22 protein-coding genes are annotated in these 24,495 nt (G+C 37.3%); 15 read left to right on the top strand and 7 right to left on the bottom strand.

The genetic code is table 11. The annotated features are described in order from the left end of the window. Nucleotides 1–24 precede the first annotated feature (24 nt). Nucleotides 25–144 (bottom strand): zinc-ribbon domain-containing protein, encoded by a 120-nt coding sequence (locus FJR11_RS23835; protein WP_168501830.1) that lies wholly within the window; start codon nt 142–144, stop codon nt 25–27. 38 nt (nt 145–182) lie between these two features. Between FJR11_RS23835 and FJR11_RS00805 the strand changes: the two genes are divergently transcribed. The 8 genes from FJR11_RS00805 (at nt 183) to FJR11_RS00770 (ending at nt 6,968) form a co-directional block, all read left to right on the top strand. Then, entirely contained in the window at nt 183–1,517 is a 1,335-nt protein-coding gene (locus FJR11_RS00805) for a serine/threonine-protein kinase (RefSeq protein ID WP_168501829.1), read from the top strand. A gap of 92 nt (nt 1,518–1,609) precedes the next feature. Further along, entirely contained in the window at nt 1,610–2,143 is a 534-nt protein-coding gene (locus FJR11_RS00800; protein ID WP_168501828.1) for a COP23 domain-containing protein, read from the top strand. Nucleotides 2,144–2,151: 8 nt separating this feature from the next. Next, nucleotides 2,152–3,006 carry a DUF2887 domain-containing protein gene (locus FJR11_RS00795; RefSeq protein ID WP_168501827.1) on the top strand — a complete coding sequence of 285 codons (855 nt, stop codon included), beginning with the start codon at nt 2,152–2,154 and terminating at the stop codon, nt 3,004–3,006. Between the two features lie 110 nt (nt 3,007–3,116). Beyond that, nucleotides 3,117–5,753, top strand: a complete 2,637-nt coding sequence (locus FJR11_RS00790; protein WP_168501826.1) for a serine protease — start codon at nt 3,117–3,119, stop codon at nt 5,751–5,753. Between the two features lie 319 nt (nt 5,754–6,072). Next, nucleotides 6,073–6,255, top strand: a complete 183-nt coding sequence (locus FJR11_RS00785) for a hypothetical protein (RefSeq protein ID WP_168501825.1) — start codon at nt 6,073–6,075, stop codon at nt 6,253–6,255. Beyond that, nucleotides 6,245–6,457: a hypothetical protein gene (locus FJR11_RS00780; RefSeq protein ID WP_168501824.1), complete on the top strand. Its 213-nt coding sequence runs from the start codon at nt 6,245–6,247 to the stop codon at nt 6,455–6,457. Before FJR11_RS00785 ends, FJR11_RS00780 begins: the two co-directional genes overlap by 11 nt. Nucleotides 6,458–6,538: 81 nt before the next feature. Beyond that, nucleotides 6,539–6,748, top strand: a complete 210-nt coding sequence (locus FJR11_RS00775; RefSeq protein WP_168501823.1) for a type II toxin-antitoxin system HicB family antitoxin — start codon at nt 6,539–6,541, stop codon at nt 6,746–6,748. Further along, nucleotides 6,741–6,968: a type II toxin-antitoxin system HicA family toxin gene (locus FJR11_RS00770; RefSeq protein ID WP_168501822.1), complete on the top strand. Its 228-nt coding sequence runs from the start codon at nt 6,741–6,743 to the stop codon at nt 6,966–6,968. The genes FJR11_RS00775 and FJR11_RS00770 overlap by 8 nt, the downstream gene beginning before the upstream one ends. A gap of 231 nt (nt 6,969–7,199) precedes the next feature. Here the strand turns inward: FJR11_RS00770 and ilvB are convergent, their stop codons facing one another. The 5 genes from ilvB to FJR11_RS00745 form a co-directional block, all read right to left on the bottom strand. Further along, nucleotides 7,200–9,092, bottom strand: a complete 1,893-nt coding sequence (gene ilvB, locus FJR11_RS00765) for a biosynthetic-type acetolactate synthase large subunit (RefSeq protein WP_168501821.1) — start codon at nt 9,090–9,092, stop codon at nt 7,200–7,202. Between the two features lie 135 nt (nt 9,093–9,227). Beyond that, complete coding sequence (locus FJR11_RS00760) at nt 9,228–10,484, bottom strand: MFS transporter (RefSeq protein WP_168501820.1); 1,257 nt, start codon at nt 10,482–10,484, stop codon at nt 9,228–9,230. 31 nt (nt 10,485–10,515) lie between these two features. After that, nucleotides 10,516–11,073 (bottom strand): hypothetical protein, encoded by a 558-nt coding sequence (locus tag FJR11_RS00755; protein ID WP_168501819.1) that lies wholly within the window; start codon nt 11,071–11,073, stop codon nt 10,516–10,518. Between the two features lie 48 nt (nt 11,074–11,121). After that, nucleotides 11,122–11,385, bottom strand: a complete 264-nt coding sequence (locus tag FJR11_RS00750) for a hypothetical protein (RefSeq protein WP_168501818.1) — start codon at nt 11,383–11,385, stop codon at nt 11,122–11,124. Between the two features lie 22 nt (nt 11,386–11,407). After that, on the bottom strand, nt 11,408–11,629 hold the full coding sequence (locus tag FJR11_RS00745) for a helix-turn-helix transcriptional regulator (protein ID WP_168501817.1): 222 nt from the start codon (nt 11,627–11,629) through the stop codon (nt 11,408–11,410). Between the two features lie 239 nt (nt 11,630–11,868). Here FJR11_RS00745 and FJR11_RS00740 point away from each other — a divergent pair, with 239 nt between their 5' ends. After that, nucleotides 11,869–12,849: an aldo/keto reductase gene (locus tag FJR11_RS00740; RefSeq protein ID WP_168501816.1), complete on the top strand. Its 981-nt coding sequence runs from the start codon at nt 11,869–11,871 to the stop codon at nt 12,847–12,849. A 205-nt stretch (nt 12,850–13,054) separates the two neighbouring features. Continuing rightward, entirely contained in the window at nt 13,055–14,176 is a 1,122-nt protein-coding gene (locus FJR11_RS00735; protein ID WP_168501815.1) for a ferrochelatase, read from the top strand. An 87-nt stretch (nt 14,177–14,263) separates the two neighbouring features. Here the strand turns inward: FJR11_RS00735 and FJR11_RS00730 are convergent, their stop codons facing one another. Next, nucleotides 14,264–17,092 (bottom strand): zinc-dependent metalloprotease, encoded by a 2,829-nt coding sequence (locus FJR11_RS00730; protein WP_168501814.1) that lies wholly within the window; start codon nt 17,090–17,092, stop codon nt 14,264–14,266. A gap of 421 nt (nt 17,093–17,513) precedes the next feature. On the opposite strand from FJR11_RS00730, the gene FJR11_RS00725 reads away from it, so the two are divergent. Genes FJR11_RS00725 through FJR11_RS00710 form a run of 5 tightly spaced genes read left to right on the top strand, consistent with a single transcriptional unit; the run spans nt 17,514 to nt 24,483 of the window. Beyond that, nucleotides 17,514–17,915, top strand: coding sequence for a hypothetical protein (locus FJR11_RS00725; RefSeq protein ID WP_168501813.1), 402 nt, complete (start codon nt 17,514–17,516; stop codon nt 17,913–17,915). A gap of 21 nt (nt 17,916–17,936) precedes the next feature. Then, on the top strand, nt 17,937–20,033 hold the full coding sequence (locus FJR11_RS00720) for a response regulator (RefSeq protein WP_371417420.1): 2,097 nt from the start codon (nt 17,937–17,939) through the stop codon (nt 20,031–20,033). Beyond that, nucleotides 20,030–20,326 (top strand): GGDEF domain-containing protein, encoded by a 297-nt coding sequence (locus FJR11_RS23450; RefSeq protein WP_371417425.1) that lies wholly within the window; start codon nt 20,030–20,032, stop codon nt 20,324–20,326. The genes FJR11_RS00720 and FJR11_RS23450 overlap by 4 nt, the downstream gene beginning before the upstream one ends. After that, nucleotides 20,316–24,119, top strand: a complete 3,804-nt coding sequence (locus FJR11_RS00715; protein WP_168501812.1) for a PAS domain S-box protein — start codon at nt 20,316–20,318, stop codon at nt 24,117–24,119. The genes FJR11_RS23450 and FJR11_RS00715 overlap by 11 nt, the downstream gene beginning before the upstream one ends. Further along, nucleotides 24,109–24,483 carry a response regulator gene (locus FJR11_RS00710; RefSeq protein ID WP_168501811.1) on the top strand — a complete coding sequence of 125 codons (375 nt, stop codon included), beginning with the start codon at nt 24,109–24,111 and terminating at the stop codon, nt 24,481–24,483. The genes FJR11_RS00715 and FJR11_RS00710 overlap by 11 nt, the downstream gene beginning before the upstream one ends. Nucleotides 24,484–24,495 lie beyond the last annotated feature (12 nt).

The raw sequence follows: 24,495 nt of genomic DNA, 5'->3' as shown, positions 1-24,495 counted from the left end.
ATGCTAAACCCTTACAAAATCTAACTACAATTTTGTTCCACAGTCAGAACAGAAATTATGAGTAGCTTGGTTTTGAGTTCCACAATTGCTGCAAGAAATTGATTCCACAGCGGTTCTTGGTGTTGGCTTAGGTAAACCAACCATTTGCGAGTTCCCTGCCAACAATTAAATTTAGATAATTTATGAATAATATCTTGCGAATAGGCACTTTGCTGAGAGAACGTTATACAATTACCGATCTTTTATCCAAAAATAGTGGTTTTGGCATTACTTATAAAGTCAGAGATAATAATCATCCAGATCAGCCAATTCTGATTTTAAAACAACTTAAAAAACCTACTGCACCTACATTAAATATTCAAAATTTACCTAATTTAGAACAGGAAGAGATATTAAATCAATATTGGCAAGAATATTTAAGACTGTTCAGAATAGAAACTCAAGCATTAGCTAAACTCGGTGAAAAATATGCACAAATTCCCAGAATTTATGAACGATTTGAGGAAGGTGGAGAAGAGTTTTATGTGCAAGAATATATTCAAGGACATTCTTTAAGTGCAGAAGTTAAACAAGGTCAAAAATTATCAGAACAAAAAACTATAGATTTGTTAATTGAGATTTTGGAAGTTTTTGAATATATTCAAACTAATCCTGGTTATTCGGTGATTCATAGAGATATTAAGCCAGATAATATTATTCGCAGAAGTGAAGATAATCAATTAGTAGTTATTGATTTCGGTTTAGCGAAAGAGGTAACTGTTCCAGGAATAAAAGTAGGTTCAATTCTTGGAGGGACAGAAGGATATATTGCACCGGAAATTACATCAAAAATAGTATCTTTTGCCAGTGATATTTATTCTATTGGTATGATTGGGGTTTTTGCTATTACTGGGGAAAATCCTTCTCATAACCTGACATTAGCTCAAACTTGGCAAACAAAAGCAAATGTTAGTTCAGAATTAGCTGCTGTATTAAATAAAATGATTTGTTATGATTATCAAAAACGCTTTCAAAATGCCAAAGAAGCCTTACAAGCATTAACAGAAAATCAACAAACTCCACCACCTCCAGTACCTCCAGCACCTCAAATTCCCTGGAAATTAATTCTTGGCACAATTTCAGGAATTATCATTATTATTGGTGTAGTTGTAGCTGTCATATCCATATTATCCAAATCTAATGATCAACTAATAACAGATGGTAAAGCCAAATCAGGACAATTAACATCATCAGATCAAAAAGAGTTATCCAGTGATAAAAATTATGATGTTTATACCTTTAAAACTGATAAAAAACAATATTTAACAGTGCAAATAATCAGCAATGATTTTCAGCCACAACTTAGCATTTTCAAACCAGATGATAAATACTTTAATCCTGTACCCAATGTAGGAACAAAAGATAATGATTTCACCGCTTCTATTATGATAGAACCGGGTATTTATCAATTTAAAATTACATCATCAAAAGCAGCAAGTGGTAATTATGTAATTAAAGCTTGGGTGACAGATAGGTAATTGATGATAAAATCCCCATATTCATCCTATATATCCTTTAATCCTGGACATCCTGATTCAGACAATAATCCAGTATCAACACAATCCCAATTATGAAAAGTTATCAGTGGCTATTATTCCCGACTCTGCTCATTTTAAATCTCACATTAACAGCGTGTCAAAAATCTGAAGAGGTTGTTTTCTCCTGTGAAACAGAAGGTAATGGAGAATCTGTTACTAAAGTTAAATACCAAGACAAAACGCGAGATTTAATAGAGTGGAAACGCACCAATTTTGTAAAAGCAGGTTTTCCTCCTCAACGGAGATGTGACGAAGTAACACCAAAATTACAAACTGCTTATAATAATGGAACTTTGAAAGATTTAACTTGGGGTTATTCTGAAGCTGAAAATGATCCTAATAAAAGATTTAAGTCTTTATGTACCACAACAGGGAAAGATTGTCATACTTTGATTTTAACGTTATTAGAATCAGATGATAGTAATAAAGAATTAAAAGCTTTTACTGCGGTGTTAAATGGTGATGCTTCTAAAGAATATGAAGCTTCTTCCTGTGCAGCACCAAAACAAACTGGTGGTAATTTAACTTGTACTGTTGATATATTCAAAGTATTTGAGGATAAATAAAATTCACCATGCGTCGAGACACCCTTTTTTATCAGCTATTTAAACAATTTCCCGGTTTAATCTTTGAACTGGTAGATCAAAAACCACCAGAAGCAGCAGACTATCAATTTGATTCTATCGAAGTCAAAGAAACAGCATTTAGAATTGATGGAGTATTTTTACCTCCAGATCATGCTAATCCAAAAATAGCATTTTTTGCTGAAGTGCAATTTCAAGAAGATAAAGATTTGTATCATCGGTTCTTCACTGAAATCATGACTTTTCTCTATCGTCATAAAATTAGGTATGACAATTGGTTTGGAGTCATCATTTTTCCATCACGTAGTTTAGAACCATCTAATTACCTCATTCATGATGTATTAATAGATAGTTACAAAGTCAAGAGAATATATCTTGATGAATTAGGAGATTTAGAAAACCAATCTTTAGGAATAGGGTTAATGTTACTAACCAATACTCCTGAAAATAAAGCCAGAGAAGCCGCTAAAACTTTACTAAAAAAAGCCCAAAATACGGAGGTAGAAAACCTAGAAAAACAAGCGATAATAGATTTAGTTACGAAAATAATGACTTACAAATTCAACAAATTAAGTAGAGAGGAAGTAGAAGCCATGTTATTAGGACCAATTACAGAAGAACCTAGAGCAATTAGAGAATGGAAAGAAGAAGCATCAAAAAAAGAAGCTGTGTTGCTCGTGACACGACAATTAAACCGTCGTTTTGGTACAGTTCCTCAAGAGTTATTACCAAAAATTGAACAGTTATCTAGAGAACAAATAGAAACATTAGCTGAAGATTTGTTAGATTTTTCTGTGTTGACAGATTTAGAAAATTGGTTGCAACAAAATCAACCTAATCAATAAAAAAGAACCTCTCCCTAACCCTCTCCTAAGAGGAGAGGGAACAGGAAAATTCAAAGCCTCTCTCCTTGTTTGGAGAGAGGTAAAATCATCAAATACCAGGAGTATCATCTATGAAATTATACAAATTATCCCATTTATTATTATTCTTCATCCTCCTATTTCCCGCTTCTCCGATTATTATCACTGGTTGTAGTTCTTCCCTATTCGCACGCAAACCAGGGACATTATCAGAATCAGAATTAAAGAATGTCTTAAAAGAAATTACAGTTAAAGTCCTAGTTGATGATAAAGAAGCAGCTTCAGGAACTATTATTAAAAAACAAAACGGTTTTTATACTGTTCTCACTAATTATCATGTGATAGAAAATGCTAAATCTGTGAAAGTTGTCACTCCAGATAATCAAATTTATCCCGTTGAATTTTCTAAGGTAGATAGACAAGATAATAAAAAAGATGATTTATATGATTTAGCTAAGTTGACTTTTAGCAGTGAAACCACTTATTTAGTTGCTGGTTTAGGGGAAGAGAATATTAAACCAGGAGAAAAGGTTTTTGCTGGAGGATATGTTAAAGGTAATTTGCAAACTACCAAAGGTACAGCGAAATTATTTTTAAATCAACCTTTAATTAAAGGACAGCAAATAGCTTATAATAATGATATTCAACAGGGGATGAGTGGAGGAGCAATTATTAATGAAAAAGGTTATTTGGTGGGGATAAATAGTAAACTTGCTAACCCGGTTTTACAAACTGATTTTCGCTATTTACAAGGTGAACAACCTGATGAGAAAACATTAAAGGAATGGGGTAATTATAGTTGGGGTATTGCGGTTAATTTAGTTGATGAAGCTACACCTGATTTAGCTTTGTTTCCTGAGAGGGTAATTAGGAAAATTGGCGGTATTCCGGCTAAGGTTTTAGATATTGCTAAACAGTCTTCGGTGCAGATTAAACAAGCTACTGGTGGTATTGGTAGCGGGGTAATTATTGCTAAGGATAATGATATTTATTATGTGTTAACTGCCGGTCATGTGGTAGAAGATAAACAGGAGTATCAAGTTGTTGCACCTGATAAACAAGTATATAAGGTGGATAATCAGACTATTCGCACCAGAAATGGACTTGATATGGCTGTTTTACAGTTTCGTAGTTCTCAGGTTTATCAAGTTGCTACTTTGGGGGATTATAAACTCTCTGATAAAACATCAATAGATAAATTCGGGAATTCTCTTAAATTCATACAACAATATGTTTTTCTCTATGGATGGAAGGGAGAAGAACAAAATCATCCTTCTTTGTTTAGTGCGGGAACTATGCAAGATGAAGATGGAAGAGATTTTTGGGCAAAACCGAGAGGGTATGAATTAGCATATACGAATGAAGGTTATCCGGGAATGAGTGGAGGAGGTATTTGGGATACAAAAGGGCAATTAGTTGGTATTCATAATTATTCGGAAACGGATATTTTAGGCTTTAGTTTAGGTTTATCTATCCAGAGTTTTTTGTTTTATCAAAAAGAAAATTTATGGCAATTACCTCAATCTAAATTAGATATTGCTAGGAATGAATCACTATCAGCAGATGTCAGATTATCAGTAGATGTTAATTCTTTTATGTTAGCATCATCACCTACTTCTTATGTTCCTGATCTTGTAAATAGTACGGGTAAGGATTGGTTGAATTATAGTATTAAATTGTGGCGAGTTCATGATACAAATAAAGCAATCAAAGCACTCGGAAATGCAGTTATTAAAGATCCAAACTCTTGGCAGTCTCATTACAATTTTGCTCGAATTTTCTATGAACATAAAAAATATAATTTAGCTTTAAATTCTATAAATACTGCAATTAGTAAACAACAAAATTTTTATCGTTCCTATTTGTTAAAAAGTTTTATTTTTCGTGATTATAAGCAATATAACAATGCTTTAGAATCACTAAACCAAGGAATTTTGGAAGCCAAGAAAGAAAATAAAGATGATTTTCTACTTTATGCAGTGCGTGGAGAATTATTTGGTGAATTAAAACTATATGATGAAGCTATTGCCGATTATACACAAGCCATTACTATTAATCCTCAATTTGCAATTGCTTACTCTAATCGTGGACTTAATTATGGTAAACAAGGAAAGATAGACTTGGAAATTGCCGATTATACGCAAGCTATTGTCATCAATCCTCAACTTGCAGATGCTTTTAATAATCGCGGGATTGTTTATGGTAAACAAGGAAAGACCGAATTAGCTATTTCCGATTTCAATCAAGCTATTGCTATTAATCCTAAATTTACAGATGCGTATACAAATCGTGGAGTTGCTTACATACAGGCAGGAAAGATAGAATTAGCTATTCCCGATTTCAATCAAGCTATTGCTATTAATCCTCAAAATGCAAATGCTTACACTATGAGAGCAGTTGCTTATGAAAACCAAGGGAAGATAGAGTTAGCTATTGTCGATTATATTCAAGCTATTGCCATTGATCCTCAAAATGCAAATGCTTATTATAATCGCGGGGTGGCTTATAATAAACAAAGAAAGACAGAGTTAGCTCTTGCTGATTATACCCAAGCTATTGCCATTAATCCTCAATATGCAGATGCTTATAATAATCGCGGAGTTGCTTATTTCTTACAAGGTAATAAAGAACAAGCAATTAAAGATTTAGAAACGGCAAAACAACTATTTCAACAGCAAGGTAATATACAGAAATATCAAAGAGTACAGGAATTATTGAATAAATTATAACCTATATTCTCATTCCTAATTTTACCTTCTATTCTCTACCCAGACATTAACCAACCCTAATCAAAAACAACCAAACAAACACCACAACAAACAAATTACCCAATCTGCTAACCGATAATCAAGAATTGCTAATGGTAAAATTAACCGCAAAGCTAACTCTAAATAAGCAGCATCATCAGCAGCTAAACCTTCCCGTCTTGCTAGTTTAAAAGTTGCATCTAAAGCATTTTCATCTGTAGGGGTTTAGCAATGCTAAATCCTTATTTTTATGTTATATTAGAGTACAACAAAAAAGTCCTTTATCAGTTTATTCAAAAATATGAAAGGATATATCCAAAATCAAACAATTATTCTCCAAGACAGTTTACCCGATACCTTACACAATGGTGATGAAGTGGAAATTGTCATCATTCCCATCAAAAAATGTAAGTATCATTTTCCTACATTTAAACTCGATATCAAAGAAGAATATTTAGACAGAGAAAAGATTTATGAACAATGATTTATTATCAGAGTATAATTTTGATTATACTAAAGCTCGTCCTAATCGTTTTGCTATTACCTCAGAAAATAAAATTACTGTAATTCTTGATCCTGATGTTGCTAAAGTTTTTCAAACATCAGAAGCAATCAATCGTGTTTTACGTTATTTATTGTCTGCTATTCGTGAAAAATCAAGCAATTACATTATTGAATATGATTGATATTCTGTAAGGCTTTAGCAATGCTAAACCCCTACTTTAATGTTAAAATAAACCTAGATGTAAGCCTCAATAACAAGACCTATGAAAACTCACAGTTTTACAGTGATTGTTTACAAAGAAGATGATATGTATATAGCTGAATGTCCAGAAGTTGGTACAGTAGATCAAGGAGAAACAATAGAACAAGCAATAACAGGTTTAAAAGAAGCAACACGACTTTATTTAGAAGAATTTCCTTTACCTGAAACCTCTCCTAGATATGTGACTAGCATAGAGGTTACTTATGCCTAAATTACCACGAATTTCTAGTAAAGAAGCAATTCGGACTTTAGAACGTCTGGGATTTTATCAAATTAGACAAACTGGTAGTCATGTAATCATGAAAAAACAAACAATTAATGGTGAAGTTGGTTGTGTTGTTCCACTACATCCAGAATTAAAAGTTGGTACATTAAGCGGTATTCTTAAACAAGCACAAATTACTCCTGAAGAATTTATAGAAAACCTATAAAAACTAGACAGATGACAATATTTGGTAGCTTTCCTAGCAGAACCAAAAACTCTATTGTCTGAATCAGGATATCCAGGATTAAAGGATGAACAGGATTAAAATATAGATTTTATCACCAATTACTAGCCTCAAGTAGATAACTAGCAACTTAATTAATTAATGTGGCTTAAAATCATAAATTACCATTTTGTATAAGGGTAAAGCGCAATGCTAAACCCCTACAACATCTAATTACAACTTTGTTCCACACTCAGAACAGAAATTATGATTAGCTTGGTTTTGAGTTCCACAATTGCTGCAAGAAATTGATTCCACAGCGGTTCTTGGTGTTGGCTTAGGCAAACCAACCATTTGCGAGTTATTCTTACCAGGGGCTACCATGGGATAGCAATTTTCATCTCTGGTAACGTGAACATTGACAATCACGGGTCCATTGTGTGCCAGCATTTCGGCAATTTTATCCGCCAATTCTTCCCGTTTAGTAATTACCATCCCCTTGATGCCATAAGCCTGGGCTAGAAGCTCAATATCAGGCATTCCGACTTCCATGTTAGAAGATGAATAACGCTGGCCATAGAAGGCTTCTTGCCACTGTCGCACCATTCCCTGCCAACCATTATTTAAGATCAAAGTCTTGACATTAATGCCATATTGTGCTAGTGTTCCCAATTCCTGCAAACACATTTGGAAACTGGCATCACCGCTAATACAGATCACTTCTTCATCCGGGAATGCTACCTTTACACCCATAGCCGCAGGGACACCAAAACCCATTGTTCCTAAACCGGCACTCGAAATCCAGCGTCTTGGACCATTTTTGAGGAATTGAGCCGCCCACATTTGATGTTGACCAACATCGGTGGTGTAAAATGCTTGGGGTGCTTGACTACCAACTTCGACAATTACCTCTTGGGGAGAAATGCTATCGGCGTGATGGGGGACAATTAAAGGATAATCTTGCCGCCAACGGTTAATTAAGTTTAACCATTCTTGGGTTTGGTTGGGTGTGGCTTGAGTATTTGCGTTTTTACATCGCACTAACAAGTCTTTTAAGACGTTTTTAACATCACCAACAATGGGGACTTCGGGAACGCGGTTTTTACCGACTTCTGCGGGGTCAATATCAATGTGAATGACTTTGGCTAAAGAGGCAAATTCGTCTAATTTACCTGTAACCCGGTCATCAAATCTCGCCCCAACGCAAATTAATAAATCGCAATCTGTCACGGCAAAGTTGGCGTAAGCAGTACCGTGCATTCCCAACATTCCCAATGACAGGGGATGATGTTCGTCAAATGCACCGATCCCCATTAAGGTGGTAGTGACGGGGAGATTAAATAATTCTGCCAGTTGTTTAATTTCTTCGTGGGCATTAGCAGCGATCGCTCCTCCCCCAACATACAACAATGGGCGGCGACTTTCTCGAATTAATTGAATAGCCGCATTAATTTGGCGGGGATTTCCCTTCACCGTAGGACGATAGCCCGGTAACTTAATTGAACCAGGTGCAACAGGCACATAATCAAATTCCTCCAAAGCCACATCCTTGGGAACATCAATTAAAACGGGTCCCGGTCTACCAGTGCTGGCAATGTGAAAAGCTTCAGCGACAATCCGCGCCATATCTTTGGCATCACGGACTACATAAGAATGCTTAACAATGGGTAAGGTAATCCCGTAAATATCTGTTTCCTGGAAAGCATCTGTACCAATAGAAGCTCTAGGTACTTGTCCCGTGACTACAATCATGGGAATAGAATCCATGTAAGCTGTAGCAATACCTGTAACTAAGTTAGTTGCCCCAGGTCCAGAAGTACCAAAGCATATTCCCACTTTACCAGTAGCACGGGCGTAACCGTCAGCGGCGTGGGATGCACCTTGTTCGTGTCTAACTAAGATATGCTTAACATTACCCCCGGCTTCTATTTTATAGAGGTCATCATAAATCGGCAGAATTGCGCCACCGGGATAACCAAAAATATGTTCAACGCCATGACGGATGAGACTATCTATCAGTGCAAAACCGCCAGATGCCCGTTGGGGTGCGGTAACTGATGAATTAGATATAGGAGATTGCTGGTTATTTTCAGATTTTGGGAGACTGATTTGAGAAGACGAAAGCACGGTTAACCTCAAAGTATAGCTAAAATTAACGCTTAGATTTTGTGTTTAAAACTTCATTTTAATTTAAAAATTCTCACAATTGCAGAGAAAACCGTATTTATCAACATTGAGAATAGATATATGATTGTACAATTTTTAGATCACATCTTGCAATACCTTGCGAGTATTTTGCCAAGCCCAGACACCGACAGCCCCAACAACTACACTCATTCCTAACAACACCGCTGATAAACCAAAGGCATTAACTAGCTTGGTGGTAATTAATAGAGGTGCAGTCAGAGCAATATTGACTGCATGATTTTGAAAGCCAAATACCTTACCGTGCATTTCTGGTGGAGTTTGTTGCTGAATTAAAGTTTGCATTGGCACATTGACAAAAGCTGCACCCACACCCAAGAAAATACAAAGTCCTAATGCTAGGGGTTGGTTATCAATAAAAGTAAATAACCCTAACGACAACGCCATAATCATAAACCCAATTAAAGGCAAGGGTTTATTGTATAATCTATGACCAAAATTCCCCAAAATAGCTGCACCTATCACCATCCCTACCCCAGCGGAAGCCACGAAAGAGCTAAACTCTTCGGGCGCTAAGTGTAACTTTGCTGCCATACCAATGGCTAATTCTATCAGGGCAGCAAATACGCAGTATAAAGTGACAATTTGCAGCATGGCATTCCATACCAGCCGATTTTGTTTAAGATAGCGCAGTCCTAACAGAAATTCAGCCCAGGGATTAATTGCGGCTGTTTCTTCGTTAATGTGTCTGTGTTCTCGAAACTGAATCGGCATCATAATCACCGCAGACAGTATGTATAAGCAGCCGACTACCAATTCTTTGCCAAAGCCTTTGTTGAAGCTTTCAAACCAATTCAACATGGGAGTAGCCACCGCATTCCCAATAATTAATGCTGCCATCATTGTACTGCTAAATAAGGCATTGGCAGCCATTAAACCTTCTCTTTTCACCAACAGCGGAATTGAAGCCTGTTCTGCCGGGGCAAAAAACTGGGTCACGGTGGAGATAGAAAAGGTGAAAAATAATAGAATTGCAAATTCCCGTGGGAGGAAGGGGATTAACAGCATTAACACCCCACGAACCAGATCTGAACCTACCATAATCAGTTTTTTTGGCACACGGTCAACAATGACACCACCGGCAGAACCAAACAACATGGCTGGAACAGTAAATGCCATATACAAATAAAAGCGTCCGTCGTCCCCGGAGTTATTAACAGGCAAGTAGAGTTTGAGTAAGGCAATCATTAAGACAAAGAATACTTTATCTGCCAATTGGGAAATCAGTTGACCAATCCATAGGAGCATAAAACCCCGGTTTTTCAGCAGTGCAGCAAAACCATTATTAACAGTAGTAGGTTCAGTAGGAAACATCAGATACTTGGGAATGGGGAATAAATAATCACTATTTCTTGTTATAACGTTCTAAGAGGAAATTGAGAAATTCAGATGCACTCAGGTAGTTTTTGGGTGGAGAGAAGCCAACGGAGGGATTTGTCCACTGTCCTTGGACAGATTGGGGGGAACTCCACATTGATAAATGGTCAACTGCTGGATCGGCGTAAAAGTTATTTTCGCCCATACCGAGGTAAGCTGAAGTCCAATGGGTGTAATGATCATGACTTAAACGATGAATGGGAAAGTTGCCCCCTAAAGGGACTCCCCAACCGTCAATAGCAATAAAGGCCTGCACATGACCTCCCAAAAGTTGCCACGCTGTAGCCGCACCTATACCGCCAATGACACCAGCACTAAAGCAAATGAATATAACAGGCGATTCTAGCTTATTACTGAGGCGATTGTGCAAAAAATGTAAAATATGAAATGTTGATAAAGTTAAATAACCCTGTTCGGGAAAAATAAGTATATCTATGGGCTTTTCAATAGCTTGATTTAAGCACCCTTGGATAAAGCTTTTAGTTAATTCTGGTGCATGGATTCCCGGACAAATAATAATGGGCATTTAATGTTTACGTTACATGGATGATATTATTGAGCCGATGCGATTAGTTCATGATTGATTGTTTTGGCTGCGTAATAATCGCAGTATTTCATTAATACTCGCGTCAATATTTCTGATATCTGATTTCATTTGTCGAATATCGCTTTTAACTTCTCTCATATCAGAAGCCAACCCTGTTGTTAGAGTTAAATTTGTGGCTATAGCAACCGGAGAAGTTCCTATAGTCCCGGCTTGTATCTTCAGATTGGTGACATCGTGGGTAAGATCATTAAGCCGTGTATAGATGTCATCAATTCGAGTATCGCTTGTCATGGTTTTTGGGTATGTAATCGGGTTAAATTGCAACTTTCTCCTCATCAACAATGACGAGTAAATCACCTACTTGGCAGTTAAGCACTTTACAAATACGTTCTAGCGTGTCCAGTGGTATGGATTTAGCCTTGTTGTATTCAATTTTCTGAATATTAGCCAAAGACATTTCTAACAACCGCGCTAATTCGTTTTGTGAAATTTCTTGAGCATTTCTAAGTTCTTTGAGTCTAATTTTCACAGTCATTACAGAAATAACCTACTTATAGTATTACATACTCTTGGTAGTCTAATTATAGGTATTAGGAAATCTGAATGCAATCTATCTACTAGATAGCTAACTATTATATGTCTAGCTATTGACATACGTACCATTAGTTGGTTATCCTATGGTTGTATAAGAGGAGGGGAATTATGATGTACCTCATTCAAGTGCGTACCGCTATATTCACTCAATAAATAGGTAGTTAATAAAAATTATTAAGTATGCAAACTAACAATTTACTAAATCTCCCTCTCATGGGTTGCGGAACTTGGGCTTGGGGAAACCAACTGCTCTGGGGATACAATGAAAGTATGGATAACCAATTGCAAGAGGTATTTAATCTCTGTATTAGCAATGGGATTACATTATTTGATACGGGTGATTCCTATGGTACAGGTAAATTAAAGGGACGCAGTGAGCTACTTTTAGGAAAGTTTGCCCAAGAGTATCAGGGAATAAATCAAGAAAATATTTGCATTGCTACTAAGTTAGCTGCTTACCCTTGGCGATGGACTAGAAATTCAATTATATCAGCTTGTAATGCTTCGGCAAAAAGATTAGGACGCAATGTTGATTTGGTGCAAATGCACTGGTCTACTGCTAATTATGCACCTTGGCAAGAGGTGGGTTTATTAGATGGTTTAGCTGATTTATATGAGCAAGGTTTGGTGAAGGGTGTGGGTTTATCTAATTATGGGACTAAAAGACTCCAATGGGTGCATCAAAGATTTCAGGAAAGAGGTATACCTATTAAAAGTTTACAGGTGCAATATTCACTTTTATCTACCTATCCAGTGACGGAATTAGGTTTAAAGGATGTTTGTGATGATTTGGGAATTACATTAATTGCCTATAGTCCTTTGGGGTTGGGTTTATTAACAGGAAAGTTTGCGGAAAATGGGCGTTTTCCCCAAGGTATTCGCGGATTTTTGTGTAAGCAGTTATTACCAGGAATGAAACCGCTTTTAGGCTGTTTACAGGAAATAGCAAATACGAGAAATAAAACTATGTCTCAAGTGGCTATTAATTGGTGTATTAGTAAAGGTACAATTCCTATTCCTGGTGCTAAAAGTGTGGAACAAGCACAAGAGAATATTGGGGCTTTGGGTTGGTTTTTGAGTGATGGTGAGGTGATAGAGTTGGATAATGCTGCTGATAGGGTGGAGAAAAAAATGGTACAAAATATTTTTCAGACACAGTGAGATGAGAAGGCAAGAGGCAATAGGCAATAGGCAATAGGCAAGAGCGAAGAAGCTTTGGGCGATTTTACTTTTCTTTACAATGTTTATTTTTATGTTTATAGATATCCTATCCCCCTGGATAGGATATTATGCTACAAATTGAGAGAGATCATCTAGTGATTTTCTAGAGTTCTCTCCCTGTTTTAGTTATCTTGAGGAACTCATTGTGGTTGCAACCCCGGAAAAACTGCACGCTACCCATAGCCACGAGCATATACCCAGCAAAGACCGTGTAGCCGTATTGCTTATGGGCTATGGCGAAGTCGAAAGCTACGAAGATTTTGCTAACTATAACGAACAAGCTTTAAATTTACTGACGGCTAAATTCGCTCCTGTTCCTACTTGGATTTATCCCCCTTTAGCCAAGCTTTTGGCAATATTTGATCGTCATGAATGGGGACACACACATCACGATTTTATTTCCCCACACAATGCCATCTTTGAAAGACAAAGAGCGGGGATTGAACACGAATTACAACATAAATGGGGTAATGGTGTTCAAGTTTTCAAAGCTTTTAACTTTTGCGCTCCTTTTTTACCAAACCAAGTTTTAGCCGAAATTAAAGATCAAGGCTTTAGCAAACTTCTGATTTATCCATTATTGGTTGTTGATTCTATTTTTACCAGCGGTATTGCTCTTGAACAAGTAAATAATGCTCTGGTAGAATTAGCTGATGGTGATGAACATTGGATTAAGGCACAAAGATATATTCCTTCGTTCTATAATGAGCCAAAATATATTGATTTGATGGCGCATTTGGTAGAAGAAAAAATTCATACTGATTTGGCTACAGGTTATTTACCTTCACAAATTGGGATTATCTTGATGAATCATGGTTGTCCCCACAAAGCTAAAGGCTTTACTTCGGGAATTGATGAAAGTCAAGCAATGTATGAATTAGTTAGAAATAAGTTAATTAACAATTACCCGTTAATTTCTGTGGGTTGGTTGAATCACGATACCCCATTAATTGAATGGACTCAACCAAATGCTACTGTAGCCGCTCAAAATTTGATTCAATTGGGTGCAAAGGCGTTGCTATTTATGCCTATTGGTTTTGCCACAGAAAATCATGAAACTTTGTTAGATGTGCATCACATTATTCATGATTTAGAAAAACAACATCCAGATGTAGATTATTTACAAATGGCTTGTGTTAATGATGATCCCCAATTTTTAGCGATGGTTGCTGAATGGGCAAATGCACATATAGCAGAGTTGATGGAAACTGAAGGTATGGCTGTTAATTCCCAATCAGCTATTACTCACCACCATCACCATCATTAAAAGGAATCTGTAGGGGCGCAGGGTCTGCGCCCCTAAACTTTGGAATTTATCTAACCGCAGAGGCGCAGAGGACGCAGAGGAAAGAGGTTAATTTCCTACTAATGGTGCGTTTAAAGTTTTCTCAATGCGATCGCGTGTTTCTAGTAAGAAGGCTTGAGTATATTCATCTTGGGAATTCACCCGTCTCAATTTACTATTTAACTGCTTGAGTTTATACCAAGCTAAGGTGCGTGCATCTTCGGGAGCAGCTTCTTTTCTCAACACCATTCCCATCAGTATTTCCAAATATTCCCGTTGTAAACCTCTCCGCAGACTGGAAATTTGTACTTTACCTTTAGGTTGTAAAACTTCCGACCAAATCCCAGTTTGTAAAGTATCAAATAGTTCTGGCAAGGTGAGAGATTTTCCTGTTGCACTTTTTAATTCTAAATCCTTAATCCGTGTTAAGCGATCGCTTGCCAATAAATCTCGCAACACCGCAGTCTGAATTAACAACACTAAATCATGAATCGGATAATCTAACCGTCCTAGTTGAATTTCTGTCCCCCAATGTAACCACCGCGAAGGTACTAATTTATTCAGTAATTCCGGAGGAAATTTCAAAGCATCTTCGGCAAAAACATACTTTTGCATGGTCATTAATGCTTGTCGCTGTTGTTCTACCGGCACAGGCACAAATGGTAATTGTCCTTTAGTATCATTTGGTTTAACTCGGTAAAAAGACTGACCACCAATGTATTTACTGGTATAGTATAAATTCTGCAAATAATTTCTGAGGATGGTATTGAAACGCTCTTCTACATCGCTAGAATTCTCTGCATCTATAGTATATCCCTGATTTAATCGTTCCCACATCCGCCGCGCATTGGCCAATTGTGACTGAGAATAAACCAATACATTACTGCTATGATCCCAAGGATTCACAGTCGGATCACTATTAGATAAATCCTCATCAGGAGCATAACTTAACTCTCGTTGGTTAGATTGTCCCGCAATTGCTGCTAAAAACGACTTTTCTCCAATAGTAGTTTTTGCTTCACTAGGAGTATAACCATATTGAATTGCCCATTCATCATAGAGTCCCACCATATTCGGAAAATAATCTCCCTGCTTGACACCATTAGGGGCAATGTTTGGGGGAATATAATCCATGACAGATGCTGTTAAACCTTTAGTTCTCGTAATTTCTGGATTATTCATCTCCTCTGGAGATAGTAAGGTACTACCCCGGAAATTATGCCGCAAACCTAAAGTATGACCAACTTCATGGGTAATAATTAAACGTAAATATTGATGGATATAATCTTTTAACTGCTCTGGAGTTGGTGTAGTATTTCCTAACATTGACATGGACAAAGAACCAAAAGCCAACTGATTAGATGCTTCCATGCCATAACATAAATCATAATCTGTCGCTAGTTTAGACAAATTGCCTAATGATTTGGGTTTTTTCTGATTACCTTTGCCACACAAACGCCCATTATTGATCAATCCTGACAAAGAAGTGCGAGTTTGTGTATTTTGAGGTTGCACCATTTGCCGATAATCGTTTTTTAGTAAGCGAACAAAACTACCATCAACTAGAATATCTGCGTCCAAAATTTCCCCTGTCAAGGGATTAACACGGGATGGACCCATGGCAAAAAAACCATCTACGGTATTAATCCAACGGATGGTATTATAGCGAATATCTGCTGGATCCCAGGTGGCATTATCAGGCATTTGTTGCACTTGAATTGCATCCTTGAATCCTGCTTTCAAAAAGGCTTGATTCCACATCAAAATCCCCTCTTTGATAGACTGACGATATTCTAGAGGTACGGCATTATCAATCCAAAAAACAATTGGTTTTTTCGGTGGAGAAATTGCGGCTGTAGGATCTTGTTTTTCTAAATTCCAGCGATTAATATAACGAACGAAAGGATCTCTCTGTTCATCTTTAGATAAATTTTGATAAGCTGTGAGGAAATAACCTACCCGTTCATCTGCTAACCGAGGTTGATATTTACTTTGTGGTAATTCCGATAGACTATAATGAACTTTTAAGGTAAAGCCGCGACTATCGGGCAATACATCCGAATTCTTGCCCGCATTAGCAAAATTGAAAATAGACTCAATTTCTAAATTACTGGGAAATACTTTCGCATTACCAAGATAAGCCTGTTCTGGACTGGCAGCTAATTCTAAATTAGTAGATAATCCGGCTAAATCTGTGAGTAGTAAATCACCTAAATCAATCAGAATGGTTTTGCGTTGTGCATGAATACTTTTAATGGGAATAGTGTACAGAACAGAATCACTAAATGATCTCGCTATTGATCTCGCTTGGGGATCTCCTTCACGAGTCCGAAAATTGACATTACGAACCACAAACTGGATTTGATTATCTACCTTTTGTAAATAGAATAAGAAGTCTTGTAATGGCATTCCACTATAAATACCTCTTTCCCCAATTCCAGATTCTAAAGTTGAGTTTGCTAGAAAGTTTTTTTGGAGTTGTTCTGGTTTGATTTCTAAATAGATTTTATTTTTATGCTTATGACGATAAATAGTAAAGATTCCCTCTGATTTTTGAGTATCTTTAGTAACTTCAGCAAAATCTTCTAATTCATCTTCTCTAGATTGTTTAGGATAGGGTTCAGTCTTCGGTTTATCTGTTTCCTTATTAACTTGGAGAAATGGTTGTTTTCCAACTTGCTTTAAATCCTTAAATACCCAAACAAAATTTTGTTGTTTTACCTGATTATTTTGATCAATTACTGCTATCTTGGAAGATGATAATTTTAAATATTGAGAATTTTGTGGTTCTATTTTTCCTAAATTGCGGTGATTATTGGTTAATAATTGAGCGTTAGCAGTTTCTACTCCAATGAATAGACTATTAAACAAAATGATAGATAAAGTAAATTTATTCATTCCTGATGTTCCTAATAATTTTTTGTTTGACAGATGCGGAATATCATTACTTAGGATTTACTGAAAAATTTGTCTGTAAAGGCTTGAGAATACCAAATCTCTATTCACAAATATTTCATAAATTTTCCCTATTGTCTAAGCATCTGAAGTTGGCACTAGTCTTCTATTCCCAATATTCAGAGGCAAAATAAATTTTCTACCAGCTTTCAAAAATTTTATGAATATCTGTCCTTGCTGTTCCGACACCATGACTCGCAACTTTCGTCAACATCATATTTATTGATTTTGTCGCAGTTGCTGGCAAGAAATGCCCGTACTAGAGCAAAAAAATCCTTATACACTCCTTCAGGCATTGCCAAAACGCCCTTTCGTTTTAGTTTAATTGTGCCATTAGAGAATATATATCAAAAAGTCAAAAATCATGCAATCTATTCATCAAATTTCATCTCACAGTGCGATTCAGAAAGTATTTGGTTCAGAAAAACACCAGTACCGACTGCTTATATACTCACCTTACCCACAAATACAAATAGTCATATTTTCCAAGATCAAAGCAAAAACAGGTTTTTTGACCATGCAAGATGTGCAAAATCTGGCAAATCTGGTAGTCCAGGAATTTGAGCTAAATCCGAATTTTGTAGTGTGGATTGAGCATGATTTTTCTCAGTGCGAAGATTTATCTGCTGCTGCCTTCAGTTTAGTTACTTTTGATTGGTATCATGGGCAAGCAGTTAATCCTCGCTGGCTTCCTATTCATGAAAACTGGTATCTTGATTGGCTACAAAGTGATAATATCAGGATTTCCAGTATTCATACCAGATGAACTCATTCAGGATCAGCAAATGTGAAAATTCTTTGTGTGGAAGATGATAAAAACATAGGTCAGTTGCTACAAATAACATTGGACAAACAACGTTATCAGCTTGATTTAGCTGAAGATGGACAAGCAGGATGGGACTTAGCAGAAGTTTATCCCTATGACTTGATTATTTTAGATGTAATGTTACCTAAGTTAGATGGTATTAGTTTCTGTAAAAAACTGCGGACTAATCAATCTTCTACTCTCAACCCCAATCGGGACACCCCAATTATATTAATGACAGCATTAGATGCGGTGACGAATAAAGTCATTGGTTTGGATGCTGGTGCAGATGATTACCTAGCAAAACCTTTTGATCTAGATGAGTTATTAGCTAGAATTCGGGCATTATTACGACGCAACCAATCACAAAGAAAACCTCTATTGACTTGGGGTGATTTGTGCCTCAACCCGAATAGTTGTGACGTTAGATATCGAGAAAAGCCGATTTATCTGGCTGCAAAAGAATATGCAATCTTGGAATTATTTCTGCGAAATACTGAGCAAATTTTTAGCATTAGTCGCTTACTAGATCGCCTCTGGACAGCGGAAGAATTCCCTAGTGATGGAGCAGTTCGCGCACATATTAAGGGTTTGCGGCAAAAACTGAAACGAGCGGGTGCGGCGGATATATTAGAGACTATTTATAAACAAGGGTATCGGCTGAAACAACAGGAAGTTATTACCCCTGCACCAACCCCTGTTACTGGTGTTGCGTCGGAACTAAAAGCGATCTGGGAACAATATCGTCAGTCCTATAGCGATCGCTTAGTTATCATTCAAGAAGCCTTGACTGCGATACAAAACGGAACTATCACACCCACACAGCAGCAGCAAGCGGAACGAGAAGCACATACCCTCATAGGTTCTTTGGGCTGTTTTGGTTTAGATCAAGCTTCCCAAATTTCTCGGCAGATTCAGCAACTTCTCCAGCAAAAGCAAGAATTACAACCATCGGAAATTGACCAAATGGGACAACTGCTGACACAGTTACAGCAGGAGGTTTCCCACCACGGCTGTGAACAGCAAGCAGAATATTTACCTTCAGCCCCTATTATTTCAGCATCTTTACTGATCGTAGATCATGACTTGACTCTAGCCCAGCAGATAGCAATAGAAGCAGTAAATTGGGGATTGCAAGGGGAAATTGCCGTTAATCTCCAGCAAGCACAGCAATTTTTAGCTATTCATTCCTATGATGTGATTTTGTTAGATATCAACTTTTCTGATTCCACAGGAAATGGTTTAGATTTACTCGCATTAGTCCATAAGCAGTATCCAGAAATTCCCGTTGTCATCTTGACTGCTGAGGATTCCTTGATCCAACGGGTAGAAGCCGCGCGTTTAGGAAGTCAATGCTTTTTGCAAAAACCCATCCTTCCTACTGAAGTATTAGCGACACTAACCCAAGTAATCCAACAAGTCAATCAGTCGGTAGCTAAGTTATTGATTATTGATGATGATCCAGGGTTGCTAAATCTTCTCCGGACTTTGTTAGAACCATCTGGTTATCAACTTATTTTACTAGATCAGCCGGATAAATTCTGGGAAGTGCTAGAGCAAACAGTTCCTGATTTATTGATTTTGGATATTGAATTTAAAGCAGTTTCTTCTCAGCATTGGCAAGAAAGCACAATCTTTTGGAGTGGGTTTGATTTGTGTCAAGTAGTTCGCAGTGATACCCGCTGGAATCGTTTGCCCATCTTGTTTTTATCCGCCCATACTGAAATTGAAACTATGCAGCGTAGTTTTACCGTTGGTGCTGATGATTTTTTGACTAAACCCATTGTGCCAACGGAATTACTAACCCGTGTGCGAACCCGGTTAGAACAACGCAAAATGTGGAGATTGACAGAAATAGATGTCCTCACGGGATTAAATCTGCGTCGAAAAGCTTTACAAGATTTAACGAGGTTATTGCAGTTAGCACAACGGCAAGAACAACTTTTTAGTTTAGCAGTGCTAGATTTAGATTATTTCAAATCTGTAAATGATCAATATGGGCATGAAATGGGCGACCGTGTTCTTAACTACTTTGGTTTGGTAAACTTCTCAATCAATGCTTTAGACAGGAAGATATAGTTGGTCGTTGGGGTGGTGAAGAATTTGTTGTCGGAATGTATGGAACAGGGATAAAAGATGGAATCGGAAGATTAACACAGCTTCTTCAACAATTTAGTCAATATTCATTCACATCCTTGGATGGAACTAGATTTCAGGTCACATTTAGTGGGGGAATTGCTCAAATTCCAGATCACGGACAAGATATACAAACACTTTATCAAAAAGCAGATATCGCACTTTACGAGGCTAAATCACAAGGACGAAACCGGATTTGTGCGGCAACTTTAGGAGAGAAGTTGTATGGAAGATGACTTTAAAACTAGACAACAATTGATAACTGAATTGCAAACCTTGCGGGCAGAAGTATCAGCACTGAAGCGACAGGCGGCATGGCAGAAGCGCAGAAGTATAGAGGGACAAAAACAATACACAATTTTGCTGGTGGATGATTCAACGGCTGATTGTGGCACTTATCAGCGATATCTTACCCAAAATCAACTTCGTAATTACCAGATTATTGAGTTTGATAATGGTGAGGATGCCTTACTGTGGTGTCAACAGCAAATGCCAGATGTGATGCTGATTGACTACTTCTTACCCGATATGGATGGGTTGGAATTTTTGCAGGAATTACGGCAACAGACAGGTAAAGACAGAATTCCCGTTATTATGATTACGGGACAAGATAACACAGAGGTGGTTGTTGATTTATTCAAAAGTGGCGCACAGGATTATTTAGAAAAAAGCTGCATTACTGCTGAAAATTTACATCAAGCCATTAACAATGTTTTACACCAAACCCAACTGATTCAAGAGCAAGAATGGCAACAACAACGACAACAATTAATTGGCCGCACTGCACTTTCTATTCGTGATTGTGTGAATGTTGAGGATATTCTCAATACTACAGTTACAGAAATTAGAAGTATTCTCAAGAGCGATCGCATCATTATCTATCAATTTCAACCTGATGGTACTGGCTTAGTTGTCAAAGAATCTGTCGGAGATCAGAAATTTTCAATTTTAGATCGCATTGTTATAGATCAATGCTTTGGAGAAAGCTGGGTGGAATTATATCAACAAGGACGTACCAAAACTATTGATGATATATACACCGAGCTTGATATCAATGAATGTTATCAACAATTTCTGCAAAATTTTGATATCCGAGCAAATTTGATTGTTCCCATTATCCAAGAAGATCACCTCTGGGGATTACTGATTGCCCATGAGTGTACAGCACCCCGGCAATGGACAAGCACCGAAGTAGAATTTATAAATCAATTGGCAATTCAGGTAGGTATTGCCATTCAACAAGCATCACTGATAGAACAGCTACAAACCGAACTAGCACAACGACAAAGATTAACCTCTATATTAGAAGCTACTCCCGATTTTGTAGGCATGGCCACACCCCAAGGACAGGTGATTTGGCTCAATCCCGCTGCTAAGAAAATGATGGGAATTGCGGATATTCAGGATTTTACAGTGGTTAAAAGTCATCCCGAATGGGCTTTGGATATTATTCAAAATCAAGGCATACCTACCGCCATTGAAACTGGTAGTTGGTTGGGAGAAACCGCAATTTTGCGTCAAGACGGTTCAGAAATTCCCGTATCTCAACTGATTGTTGCTCATAAATCTGTGGATCAAGAAATTTTATACACTTCTACTATCATGCGTGATATTAGTGAGCGCAAATTAGCAGAAATAGCCCTACAAGAACGGGAAAAACAATTAGAATTGTTTGCTAAATATGCACCTGCGGGTATTGCCATGCTTGACCGGAATATGCACTATGTAATTGCCAGTCAGCGCTGGATTAATGATTATCAACTTGAGTCTATTGCCAGCATAATTGGTAAATCCCATTATCAGATATTCCCAGAAATTACAGACAGATGGCGACAAATTCATCAACGTTGTCTTGCTGGTGCAATTGAGAAATGTGAGGAAGATTTATTTGTGAGGAAAGATGGCGTAAATCAATGGTTACGCTGGGAAGTTCGTCCTTGGTATAATAACAACAATGAGATTTGTGGGATCATTATTTTCTCTGAAGATATTACTCAAGGCAAACAAATAGAAATAGAATTGCAACAATTAAATATTCAACTAGAAGCGCGAGTTACAGAACGCACAGCCCAACTCTCTCAGGCTAACGATAAACTACAAATAGAACTGTTGCAACGAGAGAAATTGGAACGAGAATTAAGAAATCGGGAACAATTATTAGATGGATTTTTCTATGCTGCCAGCCAAGTAAATGTAGGCTTGTGTATATTTGATACCACTCTAAATTTCTTAAAAATTAATCAAGCATTAGCAGACACCAATGGCTATTCTATTGAAGCACATATAGGAAAATCGGTGATAGAGTTGTTGCCAGATATTGCACCAACTGTTGTACCTTTGTTTCAGACTATTCTGGATACCAAACAAGCAATTTCTAATTTAGAAATTAGCGGTATTGTTCCTAGTCAACCAAAAGTAATTCGTTATTGGCTTGTATCTTATTTTCCAATTCTGGGAGAAACGGGAAATTCAGTAGCAATAGGTGGTATTGTCATCGAAATAACTGAGCGCAAACGCCTAGAAATGGAGCGAGAAAAACTGATTGCTATTATAGAAGCTACTTCCGATATTATTGGTACAGTTAGATTTGATACGCAAAAAGCAGAATATATTAATAAAGCTGGTCGTCGTCTTTTTGGTTTAGCGGACAATGCACCAGTTGATCACATTTCTATTGCTGATATGTATCCCCAATGGGCTTTAGAAATTGTCCAAAAACACGGCATTCCTGCCGCAGTCCGACATGGTGTTTGGGTGGGAGAAACAGCTTTTTTAAACCATGAAGGGCGGGAAATTCCTATTTCTCAAGTGGTGATTGCTCAAACTTTTGGTAAGAATTACACACAATATATATCTACCATTTGTCGGGATATTACTGAGCAAAAGCAAAATGAAGCCACTCTTCAAGAATCAAATCGTCGCTGGAAATCACTACTTGATAATGTCCAGTTAATAGTGATTGGTTTAGATATCAATGGTAATGTGGACTATGCTAATCCTTTCTTTTTGCAACTCACGAATTACATTGAATCTGAAGTTTTAGGCAAAAACTGGTTTAATAATTTTCTGCCTGATAGTCAACAAGATTCAGTAGAAATATGCTTTCAAGAAGTAATAGAAAAAAATTTCCATCCTCACTATCAAAATACGATTTTCACTAAATCAGGTGAAGAAAGGATCATCTCCTGGAGTAATACCCTATTACGAAATGCAGAAGGAAATCCCATTGGGACAATTAGCATTGGTGAAGACATTACCGAGCGTTACAAATTAGAACGCATGAAAGCTGAGTTTATTTCTATCGTTAGTCATGAACTGCGAACTCCACTAACTTCTATGCAAGCTGGGTTGAGTTTACTCTATGACAAAATTATAGATCCCAATTCCCCAGAAGGTGAAGCGACTATCGAAATTGCCACAGAAGGTGTAGATCGCCTAGTCCGTCTAGTTAATGATATTCTGGACTTGGAAAGACTAGAATCGGGCAAAATCAGTCTCGAAAAATCTGTTTATAACACGGCTGAATTAATCAATACTGCCATTGATCAAATGCAAGATATGGCAATTCAAGCAGGTATCATCCTTCATGCTACATCCCCATCTTACCAAGTTTATGCTGACTCAGATCGTCTATTGCAACTATTAATTAATCTCCTCAGTAACGCTATTAAATTTTCTCCATGTGGCGCAAATGTTTGGTTAACTGTAGAGTCAGTGGTCAGTGGTCAGTGGTCAGTTGTCAGGAGAGAAGAAAGAGAAGATTATTCTCCCCACGCTCCCTACTTACTTTTTGCAGTTAAAGATCAGGGAAGAGGTATTCCTCATGACAGTCTGGAAAGTATTTTTGATCGTTTCCAGCAAGTTGATGCTTCTGACTCCCGCTCTAAAGGTGGAACTGGTTTAGGACTGGCTATTTGTCGTAATATTGTCGAACAGCATGAAGGTAGTATTTGGGCAGAAAGTGTTTTAGGAGAGGGTAGCACTTTTTACTTTACACTGCCAATTAAGGAGGTTAGCAATGGGAACTAAGCGAATTTTAATTATTGATGATGAACCAGCTATTCGGCAGATTGTGCAGATTTCTCTCAAAGCTATTGCTCAATGGGAAGTATTACTTGCGGCTTCTGGTCAGGAAGGAATAGCTATGGCGATGGCAGAACTTCCCGATGCTATACTTTTGGATGTGATGATGCCAGAAATGGATGGAATCTCTACATTTAAACAGATGCAAACAAATCCTGTATTGCAATCTATACCCACCATTTTCCTAACTGCCAAAGCTCAAAGCACTGAAAAGCATTTATTTACGGAATTAGCCATTATTGGAGTTATTACGAAACCCTTCAAAGCTCCGGACTTGGTACAGCAAATGCGATCACTTCTTAGTTGGTAGAAGCAGGGAACT

Source organism: Anabaena sp. UHCC 0187 (assembly GCF_009712035.1).
In the GTDB taxonomy this organism is placed as follows: Bacteria; Cyanobacteriota; Cyanobacteriia; order Cyanobacteriales; family Nostocaceae; genus Dolichospermum.
This window is presented reverse-complemented; position numbering and strand designations above follow the sequence as displayed.